Below are 21,933 nucleotides of genomic sequence, written 5' to 3' on the forward strand. Positions count from 1 at the left end.
CGGCACCAAGCGTGAAGACGTGCAGCGTGGCCAAGTTCTGGCCAAGCCGGGCTCGATCAAGCCGCACAACCACTTCACGGGCGAGATCTACGTTCTGTCGAAGGATGAAGGCGGCCGTCACACGCCATTCTTCAACAACTACCGTCCTCAGTTCTACTTCCGTACGACGGACGTGACCGGCTCGATCGAGCTGCCAGCGGACAAGGAAATGGTCATGCCAGGCGATAACGTGTCGATCACCGTCAAGCTGATCAACCCGATCGCGATGGAAGAAGGCCTGCGTTTTGCAATCCGCGAAGGCGGCCGTACCGTCGGCGCCGGCGTGGTTGCCAAGATCATCGCTTAATTTTCCAAGCCTGATCTAAAGCGGGACCGGCTGTGCTATCATGCCGGTCCCGCTTTGTTTGAGCGGTAACTGCTTCATCTGCTTTACCTGTTTTGCCTGCTTCACCGTACGGTTTCACGCTGTAGTTTCATTCTATTGTCTGTTCTTACATTGCCGGCGCTGCAGTACCCACTGAGCCCGGTTCGTTCTTTTTAAGGAATCAGAATGTCCACCCCGAATCAAAAGATCCGCATCCGCCTGAAGGCCTTCGACTACAAACTGATCGACCAGTCCGCACTGGAAATCGTTGACACCGCCAAGCGTACCGGCGCCGTCGTCAAGGGCCCGGTCCCACTGCCGACCCGCATCCAGCGTTTCGACGTGCTGCGTTCCCCGCACGTCAACAAGACGTCGCGCGACCAGTTCGAGATCCGTACCCACCAGCGCCTGATGGACATCGTGGATCCGACCGACAAGACCGTCGACGCACTGATGAAGCTGGACCTGCCAGCTGGCGTGGACGTCGAAATCAAGCTGCAGTAATCAGCACAAGCGATTCGCGCCGGTGGCCCAGCCACCGGCGATGAAAACGGGCACTTCGCATTCGCGGGTGCCCGTTTTTTTTATGGCGCCGCCGGTGCCGCGCGCTCATGCGGAGACTGGTGCGGCATCGAACGGGGCACTGCCGCTCCCTGCACGCCGGCCCCGCGCGGCCATGCCGATCACGAGCAGGCCGGCGCACAGCATGGCAGGCACCGTCGGTTCGGGAACGGCCGGCAGCGTGATCACATCCGACCAGGCGGACAGGTACAGCGAGACCAGCAGGTCACTGTCGCTCCCATTCGCATAGGCCAGCGTGAAGTCTTCGTCCAGCGTCTCGCTCGGGTCCGAACCCGGGAAGACATTGCTGGTGCGCCACAGGCTGGTCACGATATTGAAGTTCTCGTCCGCGATCTGCACCACGATTTCGTTGTACGCATCGAAATCGCGCCCCTGCTCGACGGTGCGCTCGGCAAACGTGTCGAAATGGCCGCCCACCGTCAGCACCGTGTGCGGCCGCAGCGTCAGCCAGACCAGCTGGTCCGCGAAGCCGCCCGTAAAGCCGTAGTCGCCCAGGTTGGCATGCGCGCTCGACGAGGTGGACAGGTTGCCGGGCGCGCCGCTGGTAGCGGCCGTGCCACCGGACGGACCGTACTGGACGCTCACGCTGCCGGGCCGGTAGGGATCGGGCTGCAGCTCGTCGCTCAGGCCATCTTCCGGCCAGAACACATACGCACCCAGCGAAGTCGACAGCGTGTCGACGGTGAACCCGGCGGCATGGCCGTCTAAGGGCGTCAGGTCCAGGGCGCCGAGCTGCAGGTTGGAGAGCGTTGCGGTGGCCGTGCCGGCGGCGCCGGCAGCCCCGGACAGGAGCAGAAGCAGGGACAGCAGGGTGGCGGCAAGCCGTGCAAGCGGTTTCATGGGGACCTCCAGAAGGGCGGAAGGGAGCAGGGTGGAATCGGCAATTGCGCCAGCTCATCCTATGCCCGGCGATCCCGCTACGCTTGAGGTGGCTCACCGCGCGCGCCGGAACTTTCGCGTACCGCGCCTGACGCCGCCATGACTGCCCGGCCATGGCGTCCAGTGCGGCCACGAGCCAGTGCTCCCGTGGCCGCCGGCGCCGGCGTGCTCACCGGCGCCCCTATGTGCTGTGCCGATTTCCATCGCGGCGGGTGCGGCGCAGCAGCAGTACGCCGAATCCGGCCGTTAGCATCGCGTACGTCGCAGGCTCCGGCACGGCTGCCACCGTGATGTCCGTGTAGGCCAGGAAGTTCAGGCTCACGTTCATGGCGGCGTCCCCGGGATTGGCAAAGCCCAGCGCGAAGTATTCGGCGTTCTGTGCGAAGGTCGTCGCCTCACCCCAGATCAGCGCGCTCTCGCGCGTCAGGTAGCTGGTGGTGACCATGTCGCTGTCCGTGATGTCGACCGCGGCCCAGGTGAAGACCCGGTAGCCCTCGCCCGCTTCGAGCGTGCGCGAGGCGCGCGTCAGCACGTTGCCCGAGACCGTCAGCAGCGTGTGCGGCGCCAGGGTCAGCCACAGGCGCTGCTCGCTTTCCGCGCTGACCATATTGTCCAGGCCCAGTGCCGCGCCGGTGCTCGCCTGCGCAGCCACGGTGCCGGTCGCTGCCGTCGATGCGTCGGCCACGGCTGCCGGATGGGCATGGTGGGCGGCGCCCGCGGCGAACGGCGGTGGCGTGACGATCGTGCGGTCGAAACTGCCGCCCGTGTTGCGCGTGTCGGTATAGACGATCAGGCGGCTGTCGAACGTGGCGAGGCTGAAGCCGGCAGTGCTGCCGTCGCCCGGGGTCAGGTCGACGGCGCCGAGCGTGACCTGGCCAATGCTGGCAGTGGCGGCAGCGCCCGCATGGGCGGCACCGCAGGCCAGCAGCGCCGCGGCGGAAGCAAGCGCGAACAATGCCGCGCAACGGATCCTTTTCATGAAACCTCCCGGTGAAGTGATGCACCGGCGGACGCCGGCGCCGCTCGATGCTAAGGGCGGTGCGGAAGAGGGCGTTTGATGCGGCGCGGGACGATGCGGCGAAAAAGCCGGGATTGTTTCCGGGTGTCAGGTTGGCCGGCGTACCTCAGGCAAGCGGCGAAGGGCAGGGCTGTTGCGGGTCTGACAGCACGCCTGACGCAGGGTGTTGTTGCTGCGGCGATTTTGTGCAACAGGCATCGACATACCCCGTACGTACTTGTTGCGTCAAGAGGCAAATCACAGTACACTAGCCGGCTTCGGTATAGAACCGTCTTTTTCGTTCTTACCTTTTTTGTAGTTCAATTTGTTTTAACTTAGCCCTGCCCAATCGTAGGTGGGAATGGAGAAAAAATGAGCCTTGGCCTCCTCGGTCGCAAGGTTGGCATGATGCGCATCTTCACGGACGACGGGGATTCGATCCCTGTGACCGTGCTGGACGTGTCGAACAACCGTATTGCGCAAATCAAAACTCCTGAAACGGATGGTTACACCGCTGTTCAGGTCGTATTCGGTCAACGTCGCGCTTCCCGCGTCACGAAAGCCGCTGCGGGTCACTACGCCAAAGCTGGCGTCGAAGCCGGTACTCTGCTGAAAGAGTTCCGCGTCGATGCAGCCAAAGCTGCCGAACTGAAAGCTGGCGAAGTCATCGCCGCTTCGCTGTTCGAAGTCGGTCAGAAGATCGACGTGCAGGGCACCTCGATCGGTAAAGGCTATGCCGGTACCATCAAGCGTCACAACTTCGCATCGGGTCGCCAGACCCACGGTAACTCGCGTTCGCACAACGTACCAGGCTCGATCGGTATGGCGCAGGATCCGGGTCGCGTGTTCCCTGGCAAGCGCATGACGGGTCACATGGGTGACGTCACCGTTACCACGCAAAACCTGGAAATCGCCCGCATCGATGCCGACCGTCAGCTGCTGCTGGTGAAAGGTGCCGTTCCTGGCGCGAAAAACGGTCAGGTGGTCGTCTCGCCAGCCGTTAAAGTCAAAGCTAAGAAGGGAGCTTAATTCATGGAACTCAAGCTCTTGAACGCTGAAGGTCAAGCCACGTCGAACGTTGCTGCTGCTGACACCGTCTTCGGCCGCGATTACAACGAAGCGCTGATCCACCAGATCGTGGTCGCCTATGCAGCGAATGCCCGTAGCGGCAACCGCGCACAGAAAGACCGCGAGCAGGTTCACCACACGACCAAGAAGCCTTGGCGTCAAAAAGGCACGGGCCGCGCCCGCGCCGGTATGTCGTCGTCGCCACTGTGGCGTGGCGGTGGTCGCATCTTCCCGAACTCGCCTGACGAGAACTTCACCCACAAGGTGAACAAGAAGATGTTCCGCGCCGGTCTGTGCTCGATCCTGTCCCAGCTGGCCCGTGAGGAACGCCTGGTCGTGATCGAAGACATCTCGATCGAAGCACCGAAAACCAAGCTGCTGTCGCAGAAGCTGGCCGGCCTGGGTCTCGACTCGGTCCTGATCATCACCGACAACATCGAAGAAAACCTGCTGCTGGCTTCCCGCAACCTGCCGAACGTGCTGGTCGTGGAACCGCGTCACGCAGATCCAATGTCGCTGGTCTTCTACAAGAAGATCCTGGTTACCAAAGCGGCACTGGCCAAGATTGAGGAGTTGCTGGCATGAGCGCCGTCAAATTTAGCGAAGAGCGCCTGATGAAGGTGCTGCTGGCGCCGGTCATTTCCGAGAAGGCCACCCTGGTCGCGGAAAAGAACGAACAGATCGTGTTCCGGGTCTCCCCGGATGCGACCAAGCCGGAAATCAAGGCCGCCGTTGAACTGCTGTTCAAGGTCGAAGTGGAATCGGTGCAGACCGTGAACCGCGAAGGTAAAGTCAAGCGTTCGGGCCGTTTCGTCGGTCGTCGCAACCATACCAAGCGTGCTTTCGTGTGCCTGAAACCCGGCCAGGAAATCAATTTCTCCGAGGAGGCTAAATAATGGCACTCGTTAAGATGAAGCCAACCTCCCCAGGCCGTCGCGGCATGGTGAAAGTTGTCAACGCCGACCTGTACAAAGGTCGTCCGCTGGCAGCCCTGGTTGAGAAAAAATCGAAGACCGCCGGCCGTAACAACAACGGCCACATCACCACCCGTCACATCGGTGGTGGTCACAAGCAGCACTACCGTGTTGTCGACTTCAAGCGCAACAAGGATGGTATCCCGGCGAAAGTGGAACGTATCGAATACGATCCAAACCGCACCGCGAACATCGCCCTGCTGTGCTACGCCGACGGCTCGCGCGCCTACATCATCGCCTCCAAGGGCCTGTCCGTCGGCGATACGCTGATGAACGGTTCGGAAGCGCCGATCAAGGCCGGTAACACGCTGCCAATCCGCAATATCCCGGTCGGTACCGTGATCCACTGCGTCGAAATGCTGCCAGGTAAAGGTGCCCAGATGGCCCGTACCGCCGGCGCCGGCGTCGTGCTGATGGCTCGCGAAGGTACTTACGCCCAGGTGCGTCTGCGCTCCGGCGAAGTGCGCCGTGTGCACATCGAGTGCCGTGCAACCGTGGGTGAAGTCGGCAATGCCGAACACAGCCTGCGCAAGATCGGTAAAGCCGGTGCGATGCGCTGGCGCGGTGTGCGTCCGACCGTCCGTGGTGTCGTCATGAACCCGGTCGATCACCCGCACGGTGGTGGTGAGGGCAAGACGGCCGCTGGTCGTCACCCAGTGTCGCCATGGGGCCAGCAGACCAAGGGCAAGAAGACGCGTTCGAACAAGCGTACTTCTTCGATGATCGTCTCGCGCCGCGGCAAGAAATAAGGATAAATCATGACTCGTTCATTGAAAAAAGGGCCGTTCTGCGACGCCCACCTGGTGAAGAAAGTCGAAGCCGCGCAAGCGACCAAAGACAAGAAGCCAATCAAAACCTGGTCCCGCCGTTCGACGATCATGCCTGACTTCATCGGTCTGACGATTGCCGTGCACAACGGCAAGGTGCACGTGCCGGTGTACGTCTCCGAGAACATGGTCGGTCACAAGCTCGGCGAGTTCGCGCTGACCCGTACGTTCAAGGGCCACGCTGCTGACAAAAAGGCGAAGAAATAATGGAAACCAAAGCAATCCTCAAAGGCGTTCGCCTGTCGGATCAAAAAGGCCGCCTGGTGGCTGACCTGATCCGCGGCAAGAAAGTAGACGCTGCGCTGAACATCCTGCAATTCAGCCCGAAAAAAGGCGCGGCCATCCTGAAGAAAGTGCTGGAGTCCGCCATCGCGAACGCCGAGCACAACGACGGTGCCGACATCGACGAACTGTTCGTGAAAACGATCTACGTCGAAAAGGGCCCGATCCTGAAGCGCTTCACCGCGCGTGCAAAGGGTCGTGGCGACCGTATCTCGAAACAGTCCTGCCACGTCTACCTGACGGTCGGAAACTAAGGAGCCAAGATGGGACAGAAAATTCATCCAACCGGCTTCCGTCTGGCCGTTACCCGTAACTGGGCATCGCGCTGGTACGCGGGCAACGGTAACTTCGCTCAGATGCTGAACGAAGACCTGAAGGCCCGTGTTTACCTGAAGAAGAAGCTGAAGAACGCCTCCGTCGGCCGCATCGTCATCGAGCGCCCGGCGAAGAACGCCCGTTTCACCATTTACAGCTCCCGTCCGGGCGTTGTGATCGGTAAAAAAGGCGAAGACATCGAAGTGCTGAAGTCGGAACTGACCAAGATCATGGGCGTGCCAGTGCACGTCAATATCGAGGAAATCCGCAAGCCGGAAATCGACTCGCAGCTGATCGCCGATTCGATCGCCCAGCAGCTGGAAAAGCGGATCATGTTCCGCCGCGCCATGAAGCGCGCGATGCAGAACGCGATGCGCCTCGGCGCCGTCGGCATCAAGATCATGTCGTCCGGCCGTCTGAACGGCATCGAGATCGCCCGTACCGAATGGTATCGCGAAGGCCGCGTGCCTCTGCATACCCTGAAGGCGGACATCGACTACGGTACCTCCGAAGCATCGACCACCTACGGCATCATCGGTGTCAAGGTGTGGGTGTACAAGGGTGACCGCTCCGCCACCGGCGAAGCACCAGTCATCGACGTCCCGGCCGACGAGAAGAAGCCACGCGGTCCGCGTCGCGACGACGGTAAGCCGGGCGGTCGCCCACGTCCAGGTCCGGGTGCCAAACCAGGCGCCCCAGCCGCCCGCCGCGCTGCGAAGCCGGCTGCAGCTGAATAAGCAGGAGAATAAGCATGCTGCAACCATCCCGCAGGAAGTATCGCAAAGAGCAGAAGGGCCGTAACACCGGCATTTCGCACACGCGCGGCACCGCCGTGTCGTTCGGCGAGTTCGGTCTGAAAGCTGTCGCCCGTGGTCGTATCACGGCACGCCAGATCGAAGCTGCCCGTCGCGCCATGACCCGTCACATCAAACGTGGCGGCCGTATCTGGATCCGTATCTTCCCGGACAAGCCGATTTCGAACAAGCCGGCCGAAGTCCGTATGGGTAACGGTAAGGGTAATCCGGAGTACTACGTGGCTGAAATCCAGCCAGGTAAAGTGCTGTACGAAATGGACGGCGTGGACGAAACGCTGGCACGCGAAGCGTTCCGCCTGGCTGCTGCCAAACTGCCGCTGGCTACCACCTTCGTGGTGCGCCAGGTTGGCCAATAACTGGAGTGAAATATGAAAGCATCTGAACTCCGTGGCAAAGACCAGGCCGGTCTGCAGAAAGAGCTGAACGACCTGCTGAAGGCACAGTTCGGCCTGCGTATGCAAAGCGCCACGCAACAGCTGAGCAACACGTCGCAGCTGAAGAAGGTCCGCCGCGACATCGCACGCGTCAAAACGGTAATGAACACGAAGGAAGCCAAATGAACGAACCAGTGAAACAGTCGCTCAAGCGCACGCTGATCGGTAAAGTGGTGTCCGACAAGATGGACAAGACCGTTACCGTGCTGATCGAGCGTCACGTCAAGCACCCTCTGTACGGCAAGATCATCGTGCGTTCGGCGAAATACCACGCACATGACGAAACCAACCAGGTCAAGGCCGGTGATACGGTCGAGATCGCGGAAGGTCGTCCGATCTCCAAGACGAAGGCGTGGACGGTGACGCGTGTAGTGCAAGCTGCACAAATCGTCTAAGAAGAACCGCGGCCGGGGTGTTGCACACCGGCCCGCTTCCAATTAGTTCTTGCAGGCCCGCAGGTAGTATGTAATACTTGCGGGCTTCGTTCATGTATCGCCGCTAAGTGTCTCTCCGCAGACGCGGTTTCGCGGTCAGTACTGTATGAAGGTCAAGCACCCAAACAGTGAGGCAGCAGCTTTACTGGCGGGACCAAGACTGACCGAGAGGTCCGCATTGTGTGGATTCTTCGGCTTAAGTTGGGAAAGAGAATACTATGATTCAAACTGAAAGCCGGCTCGAAGTGGCCGACAACACCGGTGCGAAAGAAGTTATGTGCATCAAGGTGTTGGGCGGTTCCAAGCGCCGTTACGCTGGCATCGGCGACGTGATCAAGGTCACGGTCAAACAGGCACAGCCTCGCGGCCGTGTCAAAAAAGGTGAAATTTATAACGCCGTGGTTGTGCGCACCGCTAAAGGTGTGCGTCGCCAAGACGGTTCCCTGGTGAAGTTCGATGGCAACGCTGCCGTCCTGCTGAACGCCAAGCTGGAACCGATCGGTACCCGTATCTTCGGACCAGTTACGCGCGAGCTGCGTACCGAGAAGTTCATGAAGATCGTGTCCCTGGCACCGGAAGTCCTGTAAGGAATCACAATGGATAAGATTCGTAAAAACGACGAAGTCGTCGTGCTGACCGGCAAGGACAAGGGCAAGCGCGGCGTAGTCACCCAGCGCGTCGATGCTGAACGCGTCGTGGTGGAAGGCGTGAACGTGGCCAAGAAGGCCGTCAAGCCGAACCCGATGACGGGCGTCACTGGTGGCATCGTCGACAAGACCATGCCGATTCACGTGTCCAACGTTGCTCTGTTCAACGCTGCGACCGGCAAGGCCGATCGCGTGGGCTTCAAGGATGTGGACGGTAAAAAAGTCCGCGTCTTCAAGTCCTCCGGCGAAGTAGTGAAGGGGTAATTGAATATGGCCCGTCTGCAAGCAGTATACAAAGAAAAAGTCGTCGCCGAACTGACCGAGAAATTCGGCTACAAGTCGGTGATGGAAGTGCCTCGCCTGACCAAGATCACCCTGAACATGGGTGTGGGTGAAGCGATCGCCGACAAGAAAGTCCTGGAACACGCCGTGGGCGACCTGACCAAGATCGCCGGCCAGAAGCCAGTGACCACCAAGTCGCGTAAAGCAATCGCCGGTTTCAAGATCCGCGAAGGCTACCCGATCGGTACGATGGTGACCCTGCGCGGCGCCCGTATGTACGAATTCCTGGATCGCTTCATCACCGTGGCCCTGCCGCGCGTGCGTGACTTCCGTGGTGTGTCCGGCCGTTCGTTCGATGGCCGTGGTAACTACAACATCGGCGTCAAAGAGCAGATCATCTTCCCGGAAATCGAGTACGACAAGATCGACGCGCTGCGTGGCATGAACATCTCGATCACCACGACCGCCAAGACCGACGACGAAGCGAAAGCGCTCCTCGCCGCCTTTAAATTCCCGTTCAGGAACTAATCGATCATGGCAAAACTTGCACTGATTAACCGTGAACAGAAGCGTGCCGACCTGGTGGCGAAATTCGCCCCGAAACGCGCCGCTCTGAAGGCCATCATCGCCGACCAGTCTGCATCGGAAGAAGAACGCTACGAAGCCCGCCTGAAACTGCAGGCCCTGCCGCGTAACTCTGCACCGACCCGCCAGCGCAACCGTTGCGCAATGACCGGCCGTCCACGTGGCACCTTCCGTAAATTCGGTCTGGCCCGTATCAAGCTCCGTGAATTCGCCATGCGTGGCGAGATCCCGGGTATGACCAAAGCCAGCTGGTAATAGGAGAACAAGCAATGAGTATGAGCGATCCTATCGCCGATATGCTGACCCGCATTCGCAACGCCCAGGGCGTCCAGAAGACCACGGTAGCAATGCCATCTTCGAAAGTCAAAATCGCGATCGCCAGCGTCCTGAAGGACGAAGGCTACATCGAAGATTTCGCTGTTGCTGAAAACGAAGGCAAGTCGGAACTGAAAATCGGCCTGAAGTATTATGTCGGCCGTCCTGTCATCGAGCGCCTCGAGCGCGTGTCCCGTCCGGGCCTGCGCGTGTACAAGGGCAAAGATGAAATCCCTACCGTGCTGAACGGTCTGGGCGTGGCCATCGTGTCGACTCCGCAAGGCGTCATGACCGACCGCAAAGCGCGCGCTACCGGCGTCGGTGGCGAAGTCATCTGCTTCGTGGCTTAAGGAGTAACACATGTCTCGAGTAGCTAAAATGCCGATCGCTGTGCCAGCTGGCGCCGAAGTCGCCATCTCCGCACAAGCGATCACCGTCAAGGGCCCGCTGGGCACCCTGACCCAGAGCCTGAACGGCCTGGTCAAAGTGGAAAACAACAACGGCACGCTGTCCTTCGACGTGGCCGACGAAAGCCGCGAAGCCAACGCGATGTCCGGTACGCTGCGCGCACTGGTCAACAACATGGTGACCGGCGTGACCAAGGGCTTCGAGAAGAAGCTGTCCCTGGTCGGCGTGGGTTACAAGGCGCAAGCCGCAGGCGAAAAACTGAACCTGTCGCTGGGCTTTTCCCACCCGGTCGTGCACACGATGCCGGCTGGTATTACCGTGACGACCCCGACACCGACCGAAGTCCTGATCAAGGGCATCGATCGTCAGAAGGTCGGCCAGGTTGCCGCCGAAGTTCGTGCTTACCGCTCCCCTGAGCCTTATAAAGGCAAGGGCGTCCGCTATGTGGACGAAGTGGTCAAGATCAAAGAAACCAAGAAGAAGTAATTAGGGGCTGACGATGGATAAAAAAGAATCTCGTCTGCGTCGTGGACGTCAAACCCGCATCAAGATCGCGCAGCTGAAAGTGAACCGCCTGTCGGTCCACCGCACCAACCAGCATATCTACGCGAACCTGATCAGCCCGGACGCTAAAGTTCTGGTGTCGGCATCTACGGTAGAAGCAGAAGTGCGCACGGAACTGGCTGGCCAGTCGGGCAAGGGCGGCAACGCCGCAGCAGCAGCCCTGGTCGGCAAGCGCGTCGCCGAAAAAGCAATCAAGGCAGGCATTACCGAAGTAGCGTTCGACCGTTCCGGTTTCCGCTACCACGGCCGTGTCAAGGCGCTGGCTGAAGCCGCGCGTGAAGCCGGTCTGAAGTTCTAAGGATACGATCATGGCAAAAATGCAAGCAAAAATGCAAAGCGATAAGCCGGATGACGGCATGCGCGAAAAAATGATCGCGATCAACCGCGTGACCAAAGTGGTCAAGGGTGGTCGTATCATGGGCTTCGCGGCGCTGACCGTGGTTGGTGACGGCGATGGCCGCATCGGCATGGGCAAGGGCAAGTCGAAGGAAGTACCGGTCGGTGTGCAGAAGGCAATGGAAGAAGCCCGTCGCAACCTGATCAAGGTGCCTCTGAAGAACGGTACCCTGCAGCACACGGTCACCGGCCGTCACGGCGCCTCGCGCGTCATGATGTCCCCGGCCAAGCCAGGTACCGGCGTCATCGCCGGCGGCGCAATGCGCGCGATCTTCGACGTGATGGGCGTGACGGACGTGGTGGCGAAATCCACCGGTTCGAACAACCCGTACAACCTGGTGCGCGCCACCCTGGACGGCCTGTCGAAAATGAGCACTCCTGCCGATATCGCTGCGAAACGCGGCAAGTCGGTAGAAGACATTCTGGCTTAAGGGGATGACCATGAGCACTATCAAAGTCAAACTGGTGAAGGGCCTGATCGGCACTCGCGAAGACCACCGCGCCACGGTGCGTGGTCTGGGCCTGCGTCGTGTCAACTCGGTCTCCGAGCTGCAGGACACGCCATCGGTACGCGGCATGATCAACAAAGTCGCTTACCTCGTTAAGGTTGTGTCGTAAGCCTCGGCTTGCGACCTGGAGAAAACAATGGAATTGAATACCATTCAACCAGCCGAAGGCGCGAAACACGCCAAGCGTCGCGTTGGTCGCGGTATCGGCTCCGGCCTCGGTAAAACCGCCGGCCGTGGTCACAAGGGTCAGAAATCGCGTTCGGGCGGCTTCCACAAGGTCGGCTTCGAAGGCGGTCAGATGCCTCTGCAGCGCCGTCTGCCAAAGCGCGGCTTCAAGTCCCTGAACGCCACGTTCAAGGCTGAAGTGCGTCTGTCGGACCTGAACAGCCTGGCAGTCGGCGAAGTCGACCTGCTGGTGCTGAAACAGGCCGGCGTGCTGTCCGTGCTGGCCCGCGACGTGCGCGTGATCGCTTCCGGTGAAATCACCAAAGCAGTGTCCATCAAGGGCCTGAAGGTGACTGCCGGCGCGAAAGCGGCGATCGAAGCGGCTGGCGGCTCGGTAGCCTGAGACGCTTAAGCTTGAACGGAGCGAAAATTGGCGACTAATCCGCAGCTTGCTAAAAGTGCCGCAGCCGGGTTCCCCTGGAACCGTCTGTGGTTTTTGCTGGGCGCTCTGGTAGTCTACCGCATCGGGGCACACGTCCCGGTGCCGGGGATCGACCCGGTACAGCTGGCCGCACTGTTCAAGTCGCAAGAGGGTGGCCTGCTGGGCATGTTCAACATGTTTTCCGGCGGCGCCCTGTCGCGCTTCACGGTGTTTGCGCTGGGCATCATGCCCTACATCTCGGCCTCGATCATCATGCAGCTGCTGTCGATCGTGTCACCGCAGATGGAAGCGCTGAAGAAGGAAGGGGAGGCGGGTCGTCGCAAGATCACCCAGTACACCCGTTACGCTACTGTCGGCCTGGCGCTGTTCCAGGCATTCGGCATCTCCGTCGCGCTGGAAGCCCAGCCCGGCCTGGTGATCGATCCTGGCATGGCCTTCCGCTTCACCACCGTGGTAACGCTGCTGACCGGCACCATGTTCCTGATGTGGCTGGGGGAGCAGATTACCGAGCGCGGTCTCGGTAACGGCATCTCCATCATCATCTTTGCCGGTATCGCCGCGGGTCTGCCGAGCGCACTGGGTGGCTTGTTCACCCAGGTGTCGACCGGTTCGATCAGTGCGATCTCCGCCATCATCATCGTGCTGCTCATCGCTGCGGTGACCTATGTGGTGGTGTTTGTGGAACGTGGCCAGCGCAAGATCCTGGTGAACTATGCCAAACGTCAGGTCGGCAACAAGATCTACGGCGGGCAAACCAGCCACCTGCCCCTGAAGCTGAACATGGCAGGCGTGATTCCGCCGATCTTCGCATCGTCGATTATCTTGTTCCCGGCCACTATTGTGGACTGGTTCGCACGTGGTGCGGACAACGCTAACCCCGTTGTGCGCTTCCTGAAAGATCTGGCTGCATCGCTGAGCCCAGGCGAGCCCATCCATGCATTGCTGTATGCCGTCGCAATCGTGTTTTTCTGCTTCTTCTACACCGCACTGGTGTTCAACAGCAAGGAAACAGCGGACAACTTGAAGAAGAGCGGGGCCTTTGTGCCAGGGATTCGTCCCGGTGAGCAGACTGCCCGTTACATCGACAAGATTTTGACCCGGTTGACCCTGGCGGGCGCCGTCTATATCACCCTGGTGTGCTTGTTGCCTGAATTTATGCAAGCGCAGTGGAAAGTGTCCTTTGTCTTTGGTGGCACCTCCCTGCTGATCATCGTGGTCGTGACCATGGACTTCATGGCCCAGGTCCAGAACTATGTGATGTCGCAGCAATATGACTCTCTGCTGCGCAAGGCTAATTTCAAAGGCGGCGTCCCAACCCGCTGAGCGATAAGGTCACCATGGCAAAAGATGACGTTATACAAATGCAGGGTGAGATTCTGGAGAATCTCCCGAATGCAACATTTCGAGTCAAGCTGGAAAATGGCCACGTGGTTCTTGGCCACATTTCGGGTAAAATGCGGATGAACTATATCCGCATTCTCCCTGGCGACAAGGTGACGGTAGAGTTGACGCCGTATGACCTGTCCCGGGCCCGCATCGTGTTCCGGACCAAGTAATTTTAGAAATCGCATCCGAAAGAGAGTGCAAAATGAAAGTTAACGCTTCAGTCAAGCGCATCTGCCGCAACTGCAAGATCATCAAGCGCAAAGGCGTCGTTCGTGTCATCTGCATCGAACCGCGTCACAAACAGCGTCAAGGTTAATCGAGGAATAACGAATGGCACGTATTGCAGGGGTTAACATCCCAAATCATCAGCACACCGTGATCGGCCTGACGGCAATCTACGGCGTGGGCCGCCCACGTGCGCAGTTCATCTGCGCCCAGACGGGTGTTCCTACCAACAAGAAGATCAAGGACCTGGACGACAGCGAGCTGGAAAAGCTGCGTGACGAGATCGGCAAGTTCGTAGTGGAAGGCGACCTGCGCCGCGAACTGTCGATGAACATCAAGCGTCTGATGGACCTGGGCTGCTACCGCGGCATGCGTCACCGCAAGGGCCTGCCGGTCCGCGGCCAGCGCACCCGCACCAATGCGCGTACCCGCAAAGGTCCACGCAAAGCCGCTCAATCGCTGAAGAAATAATCTAGGAAACTACTATGGCTAAGCAACAAAGCAGCGCTGCAGCAGCACGCGTTCGCAAGAAAGTCAAAAAGAACGTCGCTGAAGGCATCGCACACGTGCACGCCTCCTTCAACAACACGATCATCACGATCACCGACCGCCAGGGCAACGCCCTGTCGTGGGCGACTTCGGGCGGCGCCGGCTTCAAGGGCTCCCGTAAATCGACCCCGTTCGCAGCGCAGGTTGCGGCCGAAGCGGCTGGTAAAGTTGCGCAGGAATGCGGCGTGAAGAACCTGGAAGTGCGTATCAAGGGCCCGGGTCCTGGTCGCGAGTCCGCAGTTCGCGCGCTGAACAACCTGGGCATCAAGATCACCGAGATCCAGGACGTGACGCCAGTGCCGCACAACGGCTGCCGTCCACCGAAGCGTCGTCGTATCTAATACGGCACGCGCCAGATGCGACCATGGCCGGTCTTTGCTGACCGGCCACCGTTCTTCTGCATGAAAAATCGCTGGAACAGTTAATCGGAAACGGTTACACTGTCCGGCTATTTTTGCCTGTTCGCTTTCGGCGAGCCGGCATGTTGAGCCACCGTCTGACGGCTTACGCATTGGCGTATTCACATCAGACTAGCGCCTGAGCACGTCGATGCACTCGATGTGATTCCGGGGCGTCATTACTATTCAAGGAAAATACCGTGGCACGTTATATCGGACCAAAAGCAAAACTCTCCCGCCGTGAAGGCACTGACCTGTTCCTGAAGAGCGCGCGTCGCTCGCTCGATTCCAAGTGCAAACTGGACGTCAAGCCAGGCCAGCACGGCGTCAAGTCGGGTGCCCGCACCTCCGACTACGGCAACCAGCTGCGCGAAAAGCAGAAGGTCAAGCGCATGTACGGCATCCTGGAACGCCAGTTCCGCCGCTACTTCGCCGAAGCCGACCGCCGCAAGGGCAACACCGGCGAAACGCTGCTGACCCTGCTGGAAACCCGCCTGGACAACGTTGCCTACCGCATGGGCTTCGGCTCCACGCGCGCTGAAGCACGCCAGCTGGTCTCCCACAAGGCGTTCACCGTGAACGGCAATGTCGTGAACATCGCTTCGTACGCAGTCAAGACCGGCGACGTGATCGCCGTGCGCGAAAAGGCCAAAAAGCAGACCCGTATCGTCGAAGCGCTGTCGCTCGCGGAACAAGTCGGCATGCCGGCCTGGGTGTCGGTCGATTCCAAGAAAATGGAAGGCACCTTCAAGTCGTTCCCGGAACGTAGCGAAATCGCTGCCGACGTCAACGAATCGCTGATCGTCGAACTGTACTCGCGTTAATCGTCGTCAGTAGTCAAGTCGCACCGCCCGCTCTGTCAGAGCGGGCGTTTTCACTAATGCCATCAGCCTTATCGGTGTAACGAGCCGAGGGTAATGAAAAGGACATTGCAATGCAAAACAGTTTGTTGAAGCCACGTATCATCGATGTCGAAGCGCTGGGTGCCGGTCACGCCAAGGTCGTGATGGAACCGTTCGAGCGCGGCTACGGCCACACGCTGGGCAACGCCCTGCGTCGCGTGCTGCTGTCGTCGATGATCGGCTACGCGCCGACCGAAGTCACCATCGCTGGCGTCGTGCATGAATACTCGTCGCTGGACGGCGTGCAGGAAGACGTCGTTGACCTGCTGCTGAACCTGAAGGGTGTGGTCTTCAAGGTCCACAACCGCGACTCCGTCACGCTGACCCTGAAGAAGGAAGGCGAAGGCGCCGTGCTGGCATCGGATATCGACCTGCCGCACGATGTCGAGCTGATCAACCCGGATCACGTGATCGCTCACCTGACCGCCGGTGGCAAGCTGGACATGCAGATCAAGGTCGAAAAAGGCCGTGGCTACGTGCCGGGCAACGTCCGCCGCCTGTCGGAAGACACCAACAAGACGATCGGCCGCATCATCCTGGACGCTTCGTTCTCGCCAGTGCGCCGCGTGTCGTACTCCGTGGAATCGGCCCGCGTCGAACAGCGTACCGACCTGGACAAGCTGATCATCAACATCGAAACGAACGGCGTGATCACGCCGGAAGAAGCGATCCGTCAATCGGCCCGCGTGCTGGTCGACCAGCTGAACGTGTTCGCCGCGCTGGAAGGCACGGAAGCGACTGCCGAAGCACCGTCGCGTGCGCCGCTGGTCGACCCGATCCTGCTGCGTCCGGTCGACGACCTGGAGCTGACGGTGCGTTCGGCAAACTGCCTGAAAGCCGAAAACATCTACTACATCGGCGACCTGATCCAGCGTTCGGAAAACGAGCTGCTGAAGACGCCGAACCTGGGCCGCAAGTCCCTGAACGAGATCAAGGAAGTGCTGGCATCGCGCGGCCTGACCCTCGGCATGAAGCTGGAAAACTGGCCGCCTGCCGGCCTCGAGAAGTAATCCTGTCGTACCCGTCCGGCGCATGTCGTGCCGGACGATTTAACTTTAGTAACCGACCCGCGCCCGGTCCTGTTGATACAGACGCCTGGCGATCGAAGAGTTCGGATTTAAACACCTTTGAAAGGAAGTACCATGCGTCACCGTCACGGCCTTCGTAAACTGAACCGTACCTCGTCCCACCGTCTGGCAATGCTGCGCAACATGACTGTTTCGCTGCTGCGTCACGAAGCGATCAAGACCACCGTCCCGAAGGCAAAGGAACTGCGCCGCGTCGTGGAACCGATCCTGACCCTGGGCAAGACCGACACCCTGGCCAACAAGCGCCTGGCATTCGCCCGCCTGCGTGACCGCGAAATGGTTCTGAAGCTGTTCGCGGAACTGGGCCCGCGTTACGCCAACCGCAACGGCGGCTACCTGCGCATCCTGAAGATGGGCTTCCGCGTTGGCGACAACGCGCCGATGGCCTACATCGAGCTGCTGGACCGTCCGGACCCATCGGATGTCGACGCTGCACCGACCGCCGAAGAGTAATCTTCGCGCTGGATGAAAAAGCCGGGCTTGCCCGGCTTTTTCTTTGCCCCCGTTCCGCTGTACCATGGCGTCCTCCCCACCATCGGACCGCCGCATGTCCTTCCTGTCCCGCACCCTCGTCCTTCCCCTCGTCCTGTGCTCGCTGGCGTCCTCCGCCGGCGCGGTCGACGACTTCCTCGACCCGCAGGCCGCCTTCCGCTTCTCTGCCCGCATGGCCGATGCGAACACGCTGGAAGCCACCTGGACGATCGCCGAGGGCTACTACATGTACCGGGAACGCTTCGCCTTCAAGGCGGACAGCGCGCAGCTGGGTGCCCCGCACATCCCGCCGGGCAAGATGAAGTTCGACGAGACGTTCAACAAGGAAGTGGAGATGTACCGCCACAAGGTGACGATCCGCGTGCCGGTGAAAGCGGGCGGCCAGTACACGCTGGCGGCCACGGGCCAGGGCTGCGCCGACAAGGGCCTGTGCTACGCGCCGCAGACGGTGACGGTGCAGCTGTCGGCAACGGGCGAGAGTGCACCGCGCAACAAGTTCGGACTGCCTGCCGCGCGCTGAGCGACCACGCACGCAAAAAAAGGACGGCAAGCCGTCCTTTTCTAACATCACGCTGCCTGGAGATCAGCCGCGGTGACGGAAACCATGCGGACGGTCGCCGCCGCCGGCCAGGTCGAAGATCTTCTGCTGGTCGGGCGTCAGTGCCGAGTAGAAGGTATTCAGCGCGGCCAGGTGCTTTTCCTGGCGCTCGATGCGCGCCTTCGAGAACGCGATGGATTTCTCCAGCCGCTGCGGCGCCGTCAGTTCCTTGTATGCGACGTGCTCGGCGCGGCCGACGCGCGGCTCACGCTTCGTCGCTGCCAGATAGGTCTGCCATGCGCTTTCCTGCTGCGCGGTCAGCTTCAGCGCGTCATGCAGCTTCTGCTGGCGTGCCTGCATGCGCTGGGCGCCGTCGAACTTGGTGGCGGCGTAGGCATGGGTGCGCGGCTTCGGGGTTTCCTGGGCCTGTGCGGACAGCGCTGCCGCACCCATGCCGATGACGGTCATGCCGATGACGAAAGATTTACGCAGAACGTTCATTTCAGTACTCCTTCAGTGTTGGGGGATGTGCAAAGGCACCGCACGACCACATCCTCTCAACCCGATGTTTCCGCGACGTGTCGGCAGCGGCCCGTTTTGTATCGGCATGTTGGATTGCGTCGCACGTGGTAAGTGCTTACGCGATATACAAGACGATACAAACAGCCGTTGGTCTTCGCGTGGCGAAGTGGGGATAATCGGGGGATGGAGCCTACACCTAGCATTCTGATCGTCGACGACGATCGCGATATCCGCACCTTGCTGGCGGAATACCTGGAAACCAACGGCTACCGCACGCACGGCGCGGCCGATGGCACCGCGATGTGGAAGCTGCTGGACGAAACGAAGCCGGACCTGATCGTGCTTGACCTGAACATGCCGGGCGACGACGGCCTCACGCTGTGCCGCAAGCTGCGCGCCCACTCGAACCTGCCGGTCATCATGCTGACGGCGCGCAGCGAGCCGCTGGACCGCATCCTCGGCCTGGAGATGGGCGCGGACGATTACCTGCCGAAGCCGTTCGAGCCGCGCGAGCTGCTGGCGCGCATCCGCAGCGTCCTGCGGCGCAGCAATGCCATGCCGTCCGGCGGCGTCGACAAGGCCGCGCAGATCCGCTTCTCGAACTGGACGCTGGACCTGACGGCCCGCCACCTGCTCGATCCCGATGGCGTGGTCATCATGCTGTCCGGCGCCGAGTTCCGCCTGCTGAAGGTGTTCCTGGAACACCCGAACCGCGTGCTGAACCGCGACCAGCTGCTGAACCTCACGCAGGGCCGCGATGCCGATCCGTTCGACCGCTCGATCGACATCCAGATCAGCCGCCTGCGCCAGAAGCTGGGCGAGGATGCCCGCGTGCCGCAGATCATCAAGACCGTGCGCAATGGCGGCTACGTGCTGGCCGGCAGCGTGTCCGTCGAACCCCGCGCGTGAACACCTTCAAGACCTTCGTGACATCGATGACGGGGCGGGTGTTCCTCGTCCTGATGATCGGCATCGTCGCCTCCGCCACGCTGACGCAGTGGCTGGCCGTCAACGAACGCCAGCGCACGCTGGAACGGTACCGCCTGTTCCATGTGCTCGAACGCGCCGAGCAGATCATCGAGACGGCCGATGTCGTGCGGCCCGAGTCGCGCGCCCAGTACCTGGCCGTGGCCAGCAAGGGCAGCGTGCAGCTGCAGATTGCCGCGGACGCGAACGACGCGGCGCATCCCGCCACCGAATTCACCACCGCGCTCGTCGGGCGGCTGCCGGCCGATTTCAAGGTGCTGCCGCTGGCCGAGCGTCCCGAGCAGTGCAACCAGCCGCCGCGGCAGATCGGCCTGCTGCGCCCGGTCCAGCTGCGCGGCGTGTGCGAGTCCGCCAAGATCGTCATGACGGACGGCCAGGTGCTGAAGCTGTCGGTGCTGCCATCGCGCTCGGCGCCGCCCCCGGGCCACAACGAATACGCCGTGTTCGTGCCTTTCCTGCTGTGCATCGCCGTGCTGGCCTACCTCGTCACGCGCATGGTGGTGCGGCCGATGCGGCAGCTGGCGCAGGCCGCGAAGGACCTGGGCAACGACATCAACCGTCCGCCGCTGACGCTGGCCGGCGCCGCCGAGATCCGCCAGGCCAGCGCCGCGTTCAATGCGATGCAGGCGCGCATCCGCCAGTACATCGCCCAGCGTACCGAGATGCTGGCCGCCATCACGCACGACCTGCAGACGCCGCTGACCCGCCTGCGCCTGCGCCTGGAAAAGGTGAACGACGCCGACCTGCAGCAGAAGCTGATCGGCGACCTGTCGGCCATGCAGCAGATGATCCGCGAAGGGCTCGACCTGGCGCGCAGCATGGACAAGGGCGGCACGATGCAGAAGCTGGACCTGGATGCGCTGCTCGACAGCGTGTGCGCCGATGCCATCGATGCTGGCCAGAGCGTCGAGCTGAAGGGCCGTGCCGGCATGGCCCTGCTGGGCCGTCCGCTCGATGTGCAGCGCTGCCTGGTGAACCTGATCGACAACGCCGTGAAGTACGGCCAGAAAGCCCACGTGACGGTGGAGCGGCTGGCCGGTGCGGCGCGCATCCGCATCCGCGACGAGGGCCCGGGCATCCCGGCGGACCAGCTGGGCCGCGTGTTCGAGCCGTTCTTCCGGCTGGAGACATCGCGCTCCCGCGCTTCCGGCGGCACGGGACTCGGACTGACGATTGCACGCAACATCGCCGAGCAGCATGGCGCCACCCTCAGCCTGGCCAATGGCGAGGGCGGCGGCCTGGAAGCGGTGCTCACGCTGCCGGAATTTTACGCAGGGAAGTAATCAAGCCGTAGCGATTTGATGAGACAATAATCGGTCAATGCCGCCGGGCAACTGTTCAGCTGGGCTCCGTGCAGCCCAGCTGTTCGACGGAACCACATCAGTCATATAAAAAAGAAAATGAAAAACACCACCAAGGGAGTACTGCTCGTCGCGGCCATCGCCGCGGGAGCCGGCGCATGGCATGTCACGCATGCGCCGCAGGGAGAGAAGCACGCGGAAGGCAAGGGCGGCAACCGGCCGCAGGGGCCGACCACCGTCAACGTGGTGGCGCCGAAGCGGCAGGACGTGCCTGTCACGCTGCAGGCCAACGGTACCGTCAGCCCGATCAGCACCGTCGACCTGCACCCGCAGACCACCAGCACGATCGTCAAGGTGCATGTGAAGGAAGGCCAGTTCGTCCGGGAAGGCGAGTTGATGTTCTCCCTGGATAACCGCAGCGAGTCGGCCAACCTGGAAAAGGCCGAGGCACAGGTGGCGCGCGACCGTGCCAGCCTGGCCGACATCGAACGCCAGTACCAGCGCAGCATGGACCTGCTGGCACAGAAATTCGTCGCCCAGGGCGCCGTCGATACGCTGAAGAGCCAGGTGGACGCGGCGCGCGCGCTGCTCGAATCCGATATCGCCGCCGCGCGCGCCGTGAAGGTGGACCAGAGCTACACGTCGATCCGCGCGCCGCTGACGGGCCGCGTGGGCGCCATCAACGTCTACCCGGGCAGCCTGGTGCAGCTGACCACGTCGCTCACGACCGTCACGCAGCTCGACCCCATCAACGTGGCGTTCACGGTGCCGGAATCACAGCTGGCCGCGCTGCTGGACGCCCAGCGCGCCGGCAAGGTGCCCGTGCAGGCCTTCCAGAACAATTCCACCACGCCGATCGAGGGCCAGCTGTCGTTCATCGACAATACGGTCGATCCGCAGGCCGGCGTCATCCGCGTCAAGGCGCAGTTCTCCAACAAGGACACGCGGCTGTGGCCGGGCCAGTACGTGAACACGGCCCTGACGGTGCAGACGCTGAAGGATGCGGTCGTCGTGCCGCAGAACGCCATCATCAACAACACGCGGGGCACCTTCGTGTACGTGCTGGGCGCCGACAACACGGCCAAGGTGGCCAACGTGGAGCGCGTGCACGGCTTCGGCGCCGATGCCGTGGTGCGTGGCCTGCAGGGCACGGAAAAGATCATCGTCGAAGGCAAGCAGAACCTCCGCCCGGGCGGCAAGGTGCGCGTCGCCGATGCCCGCCTGGCGGGGCAGGAAACGCCCAAGGGCGTGGAATGAACGG

General features: G+C 61.3%; 37 protein-coding genes. 34 read left to right on the forward strand and 3 right to left on the reverse strand.

The window, feature by feature from the left end:
- Together IP91_RS24640 and rpsJ are read left to right on the forward strand one after the other, a co-directional pair.
- On the forward strand, window positions 1-346 hold a 346-nt coding region (locus tag IP91_RS24640), incomplete at its 5' end, for an EF-Tu C-terminal domain-related protein (protein WP_145653039.1).
- A 204-nt stretch (window positions 347-550) separates the two neighbouring features.
- Entirely contained in the window at window positions 551-868 is a 318-nt protein-coding gene (gene rpsJ, locus IP91_RS24645) for a 30S ribosomal protein S10 (protein WP_130186563.1), read from the forward strand.
- Window positions 869-973: 105 nt separating this feature from the next.
- Here rpsJ and IP91_RS24650 read toward each other — a convergent pair whose 3' ends face one another.
- Window positions 974-1,786: a hypothetical protein gene (locus tag IP91_RS24650; RefSeq protein WP_145653041.1), complete on the reverse strand. Its 813-nt coding sequence runs from the start codon at window positions 1,784-1,786 to the stop codon at window positions 974-976.
- Window positions 1,787-2,006: 220 nt separating this feature from the next.
- Window positions 2,007-2,804, reverse strand: a complete 798-nt coding sequence (locus tag IP91_RS26575) for a PEP-CTERM sorting domain-containing protein (protein WP_229474950.1) — start codon at window positions 2,802-2,804, stop codon at window positions 2,007-2,009.
- Between the two features lie 390 nt (window positions 2,805-3,194).
- Here IP91_RS26575 and rplC point away from each other — a divergent pair, with 390 nt between their 5' ends.
- From rplC to IP91_RS24800, 29 genes are all read left to right on the forward strand, one after another.
- Window positions 3,195-3,851, forward strand: a complete 657-nt coding sequence (gene rplC, locus IP91_RS24660; RefSeq protein ID WP_145653043.1) for a 50S ribosomal protein L3 — start codon at window positions 3,195-3,197, stop codon at window positions 3,849-3,851.
- A gap of 3 nt (window positions 3,852-3,854) precedes the next feature.
- Complete coding sequence (gene rplD, locus IP91_RS24665; RefSeq protein WP_145653045.1) at window positions 3,855-4,475, forward strand: 50S ribosomal protein L4; 621 nt, start codon at window positions 3,855-3,857, stop codon at window positions 4,473-4,475.
- The gene (rplW, locus tag IP91_RS24670) at window positions 4,472-4,786 is read left to right on the forward strand and encodes a 50S ribosomal protein L23 (protein WP_145653047.1); all 315 of its coding nucleotides are present in this window, start codon (window positions 4,472-4,474) and stop codon (window positions 4,784-4,786) included. Before rplD ends, rplW begins: the two co-directional genes overlap by 4 nt.
- The gene (gene rplB, locus IP91_RS24675) at window positions 4,786-5,613 is read left to right on the forward strand and encodes a 50S ribosomal protein L2 (protein ID WP_145653049.1); all 828 of its coding nucleotides are present in this window, start codon (window positions 4,786-4,788) and stop codon (window positions 5,611-5,613) included. The genes rplW and rplB overlap by 1 nt, the downstream gene beginning before the upstream one ends.
- A 9-nt stretch (window positions 5,614-5,622) precedes the next feature.
- Window positions 5,623-5,898 (forward strand): 30S ribosomal protein S19, encoded by a 276-nt coding sequence (gene rpsS, locus IP91_RS24680; protein ID WP_093556914.1) that lies wholly within the window; start codon window positions 5,623-5,625, stop codon window positions 5,896-5,898.
- A complete protein-coding gene (gene rplV / locus IP91_RS24685; protein ID WP_188915995.1) occupies window positions 5,895-6,227 on the forward strand; it encodes a 50S ribosomal protein L22 in 333 nt (110 codons plus the stop codon). Before rpsS ends, rplV begins: the two co-directional genes overlap by 4 nt.
- 9 nt (window positions 6,228-6,236) lie before the next feature.
- Window positions 6,237-7,025: a 30S ribosomal protein S3 gene (gene rpsC, locus IP91_RS24690; RefSeq protein WP_145653053.1), complete on the forward strand. Its 789-nt coding sequence runs from the start codon at window positions 6,237-6,239 to the stop codon at window positions 7,023-7,025.
- A gap of 14 nt (window positions 7,026-7,039) precedes the next feature.
- Window positions 7,040-7,459 (forward strand): 50S ribosomal protein L16, encoded by a 420-nt coding sequence (rplP, locus tag IP91_RS24695; RefSeq protein ID WP_145653055.1) that lies wholly within the window; start codon window positions 7,040-7,042, stop codon window positions 7,457-7,459.
- Window positions 7,460-7,471: 12 nt separating this feature from the next.
- Window positions 7,472-7,663: a 50S ribosomal protein L29 gene (gene rpmC / locus IP91_RS24700; protein ID WP_145653057.1), complete on the forward strand. Its 192-nt coding sequence runs from the start codon at window positions 7,472-7,474 to the stop codon at window positions 7,661-7,663.
- Window positions 7,660-7,932, forward strand: a complete 273-nt coding sequence (gene rpsQ, locus IP91_RS24705) for a 30S ribosomal protein S17 (protein ID WP_130186549.1) — start codon at window positions 7,660-7,662, stop codon at window positions 7,930-7,932. Before rpmC ends, rpsQ begins: the two co-directional genes overlap by 4 nt.
- 257 nt (window positions 7,933-8,189) lie before the next feature.
- Window positions 8,190-8,558, forward strand: coding sequence for a 50S ribosomal protein L14 (gene rplN, locus IP91_RS24710; protein WP_145653059.1), 369 nt, complete (start codon window positions 8,190-8,192; stop codon window positions 8,556-8,558).
- A gap of 9 nt (window positions 8,559-8,567) precedes the next feature.
- Window positions 8,568-8,882 carry a 50S ribosomal protein L24 gene (gene rplX, locus IP91_RS24715; protein WP_145653061.1) on the forward strand — a complete coding sequence of 105 codons (315 nt, stop codon included), beginning with the start codon at window positions 8,568-8,570 and terminating at the stop codon, window positions 8,880-8,882.
- Window positions 8,883-8,888: 6 nt separating this feature from the next.
- Window positions 8,889-9,428: a 50S ribosomal protein L5 gene (gene rplE, locus IP91_RS24720; protein WP_145653064.1), complete on the forward strand. Its 540-nt coding sequence runs from the start codon at window positions 8,889-8,891 to the stop codon at window positions 9,426-9,428.
- 6 nt (window positions 9,429-9,434) lie between these two features.
- Window positions 9,435-9,740 (forward strand): 30S ribosomal protein S14, encoded by a 306-nt coding sequence (gene rpsN / locus IP91_RS24725; RefSeq protein WP_145653066.1) that lies wholly within the window; start codon window positions 9,435-9,437, stop codon window positions 9,738-9,740.
- 14 nt (window positions 9,741-9,754) lie between these two features.
- Entirely contained in the window at window positions 9,755-10,150 is a 396-nt protein-coding gene (gene rpsH, locus IP91_RS24730; RefSeq protein ID WP_145653068.1) for a 30S ribosomal protein S8, read from the forward strand.
- Between the two features lie 10 nt (window positions 10,151-10,160).
- On the forward strand, window positions 10,161-10,694 hold the full coding sequence (rplF, locus tag IP91_RS24735) for a 50S ribosomal protein L6 (RefSeq protein ID WP_145653070.1): 534 nt from the start codon (window positions 10,161-10,163) through the stop codon (window positions 10,692-10,694).
- Window positions 10,695-10,707: 13 nt separating this feature from the next.
- On the forward strand, window positions 10,708-11,070 hold the full coding sequence (gene rplR, locus IP91_RS24740) for a 50S ribosomal protein L18 (RefSeq protein ID WP_145653072.1): 363 nt from the start codon (window positions 10,708-10,710) through the stop codon (window positions 11,068-11,070).
- A 10-nt stretch (window positions 11,071-11,080) separates the two neighbouring features.
- Window positions 11,081-11,599, forward strand: coding sequence for a 30S ribosomal protein S5 (gene rpsE / locus IP91_RS24745; RefSeq protein ID WP_107144083.1), 519 nt, complete (start codon window positions 11,081-11,083; stop codon window positions 11,597-11,599).
- A 4-nt stretch (window positions 11,600-11,603) separates the two neighbouring features.
- Entirely contained in the window at window positions 11,604-11,786 is a 183-nt protein-coding gene (rpmD, locus tag IP91_RS24750) for a 50S ribosomal protein L30 (RefSeq protein ID WP_145653074.1), read from the forward strand.
- Window positions 11,787-11,813: 27 nt separating this feature from the next.
- Entirely contained in the window at window positions 11,814-12,245 is a 432-nt protein-coding gene (gene rplO / locus IP91_RS24755) for a 50S ribosomal protein L15 (RefSeq protein WP_145653076.1), read from the forward strand.
- A 27-nt stretch (window positions 12,246-12,272) separates the two neighbouring features.
- Window positions 12,273-13,607 (forward strand): preprotein translocase subunit SecY, encoded by a 1,335-nt coding sequence (gene secY, locus IP91_RS24760; RefSeq protein ID WP_145653079.1) that lies wholly within the window; start codon window positions 12,273-12,275, stop codon window positions 13,605-13,607.
- 14 nt (window positions 13,608-13,621) lie between these two features.
- Window positions 13,622-13,840, forward strand: coding sequence for a translation initiation factor IF-1 (gene infA, locus IP91_RS24765; protein WP_005663428.1), 219 nt, complete (start codon window positions 13,622-13,624; stop codon window positions 13,838-13,840).
- Window positions 13,841-13,872: 32 nt separating this feature from the next.
- Complete coding sequence (gene rpmJ, locus IP91_RS24770) at window positions 13,873-13,986, forward strand: 50S ribosomal protein L36 (protein ID WP_145653081.1); 114 nt, start codon at window positions 13,873-13,875, stop codon at window positions 13,984-13,986.
- A 14-nt stretch (window positions 13,987-14,000) separates the two neighbouring features.
- Window positions 14,001-14,366 (forward strand): 30S ribosomal protein S13, encoded by a 366-nt coding sequence (rpsM, locus tag IP91_RS24775; protein WP_093556901.1) that lies wholly within the window; start codon window positions 14,001-14,003, stop codon window positions 14,364-14,366.
- 14 nt (window positions 14,367-14,380) lie between these two features.
- Window positions 14,381-14,785: a 30S ribosomal protein S11 gene (gene rpsK, locus IP91_RS24780; protein WP_028101645.1), complete on the forward strand. Its 405-nt coding sequence runs from the start codon at window positions 14,381-14,383 to the stop codon at window positions 14,783-14,785.
- A 257-nt stretch (window positions 14,786-15,042) separates the two neighbouring features.
- Window positions 15,043-15,666 carry a 30S ribosomal protein S4 gene (gene rpsD / locus IP91_RS24785; protein WP_145653083.1) on the forward strand — a complete coding sequence of 208 codons (624 nt, stop codon included), beginning with the start codon at window positions 15,043-15,045 and terminating at the stop codon, window positions 15,664-15,666.
- Window positions 15,667-15,776: 110 nt separating this feature from the next.
- Window positions 15,777-16,754 carry a DNA-directed RNA polymerase subunit alpha gene (locus IP91_RS24790; RefSeq protein WP_137315746.1) on the forward strand — a complete coding sequence of 326 codons (978 nt, stop codon included), beginning with the start codon at window positions 15,777-15,779 and terminating at the stop codon, window positions 16,752-16,754.
- Window positions 16,755-16,886: 132 nt separating this feature from the next.
- Window positions 16,887-17,285: a 50S ribosomal protein L17 gene (gene rplQ / locus IP91_RS24795; protein ID WP_145653085.1), complete on the forward strand. Its 399-nt coding sequence runs from the start codon at window positions 16,887-16,889 to the stop codon at window positions 17,283-17,285.
- A 94-nt stretch (window positions 17,286-17,379) separates the two neighbouring features.
- On the forward strand, window positions 17,380-17,844 hold the full coding sequence (locus IP91_RS24800) for a protein-disulfide reductase DsbD N-terminal domain-containing protein (RefSeq protein ID WP_145653087.1): 465 nt from the start codon (window positions 17,380-17,382) through the stop codon (window positions 17,842-17,844).
- Window positions 17,845-17,907: 63 nt separating this feature from the next.
- Here the strand turns inward: IP91_RS24800 and IP91_RS24805 are convergent, their stop codons facing one another.
- Complete coding sequence (locus IP91_RS24805) at window positions 17,908-18,363, reverse strand: Spy/CpxP family protein refolding chaperone (protein WP_145653089.1); 456 nt, start codon at window positions 18,361-18,363, stop codon at window positions 17,908-17,910.
- 204 nt (window positions 18,364-18,567) lie between these two features.
- On the opposite strand from IP91_RS24805, the gene IP91_RS24810 reads away from it, so the two are divergent.
- The 3 genes from IP91_RS24810 (at window position 18,568) to IP91_RS24820 (ending at window position 21,929) form a co-directional block, all read left to right on the forward strand.
- Window positions 18,568-19,293, forward strand: a complete 726-nt coding sequence (locus IP91_RS24810) for a response regulator (protein WP_145653091.1) — start codon at window positions 18,568-18,570, stop codon at window positions 19,291-19,293.
- A 26-nt stretch (window positions 19,294-19,319) separates the two neighbouring features.
- Complete coding sequence (locus IP91_RS24815; RefSeq protein ID WP_145653195.1) at window positions 19,320-20,654, forward strand: ATP-binding protein; 1,335 nt, start codon at window positions 19,320-19,322, stop codon at window positions 20,652-20,654.
- A gap of 117 nt (window positions 20,655-20,771) precedes the next feature.
- The gene (locus IP91_RS24820; RefSeq protein WP_145653093.1) at window positions 20,772-21,929 is read left to right on the forward strand and encodes an efflux RND transporter periplasmic adaptor subunit; all 1,158 of its coding nucleotides are present in this window, start codon (window positions 20,772-20,774) and stop codon (window positions 21,927-21,929) included.
- Window positions 21,930-21,933: the final 4 nt, after the last annotated feature.

This window comes from Pseudoduganella lurida, from assembly GCF_007830455.1.
Taxonomy (GTDB): domain Bacteria; phylum Pseudomonadota; class Gammaproteobacteria; order Burkholderiales; family Burkholderiaceae_D; genus Rugamonas; species Rugamonas lurida.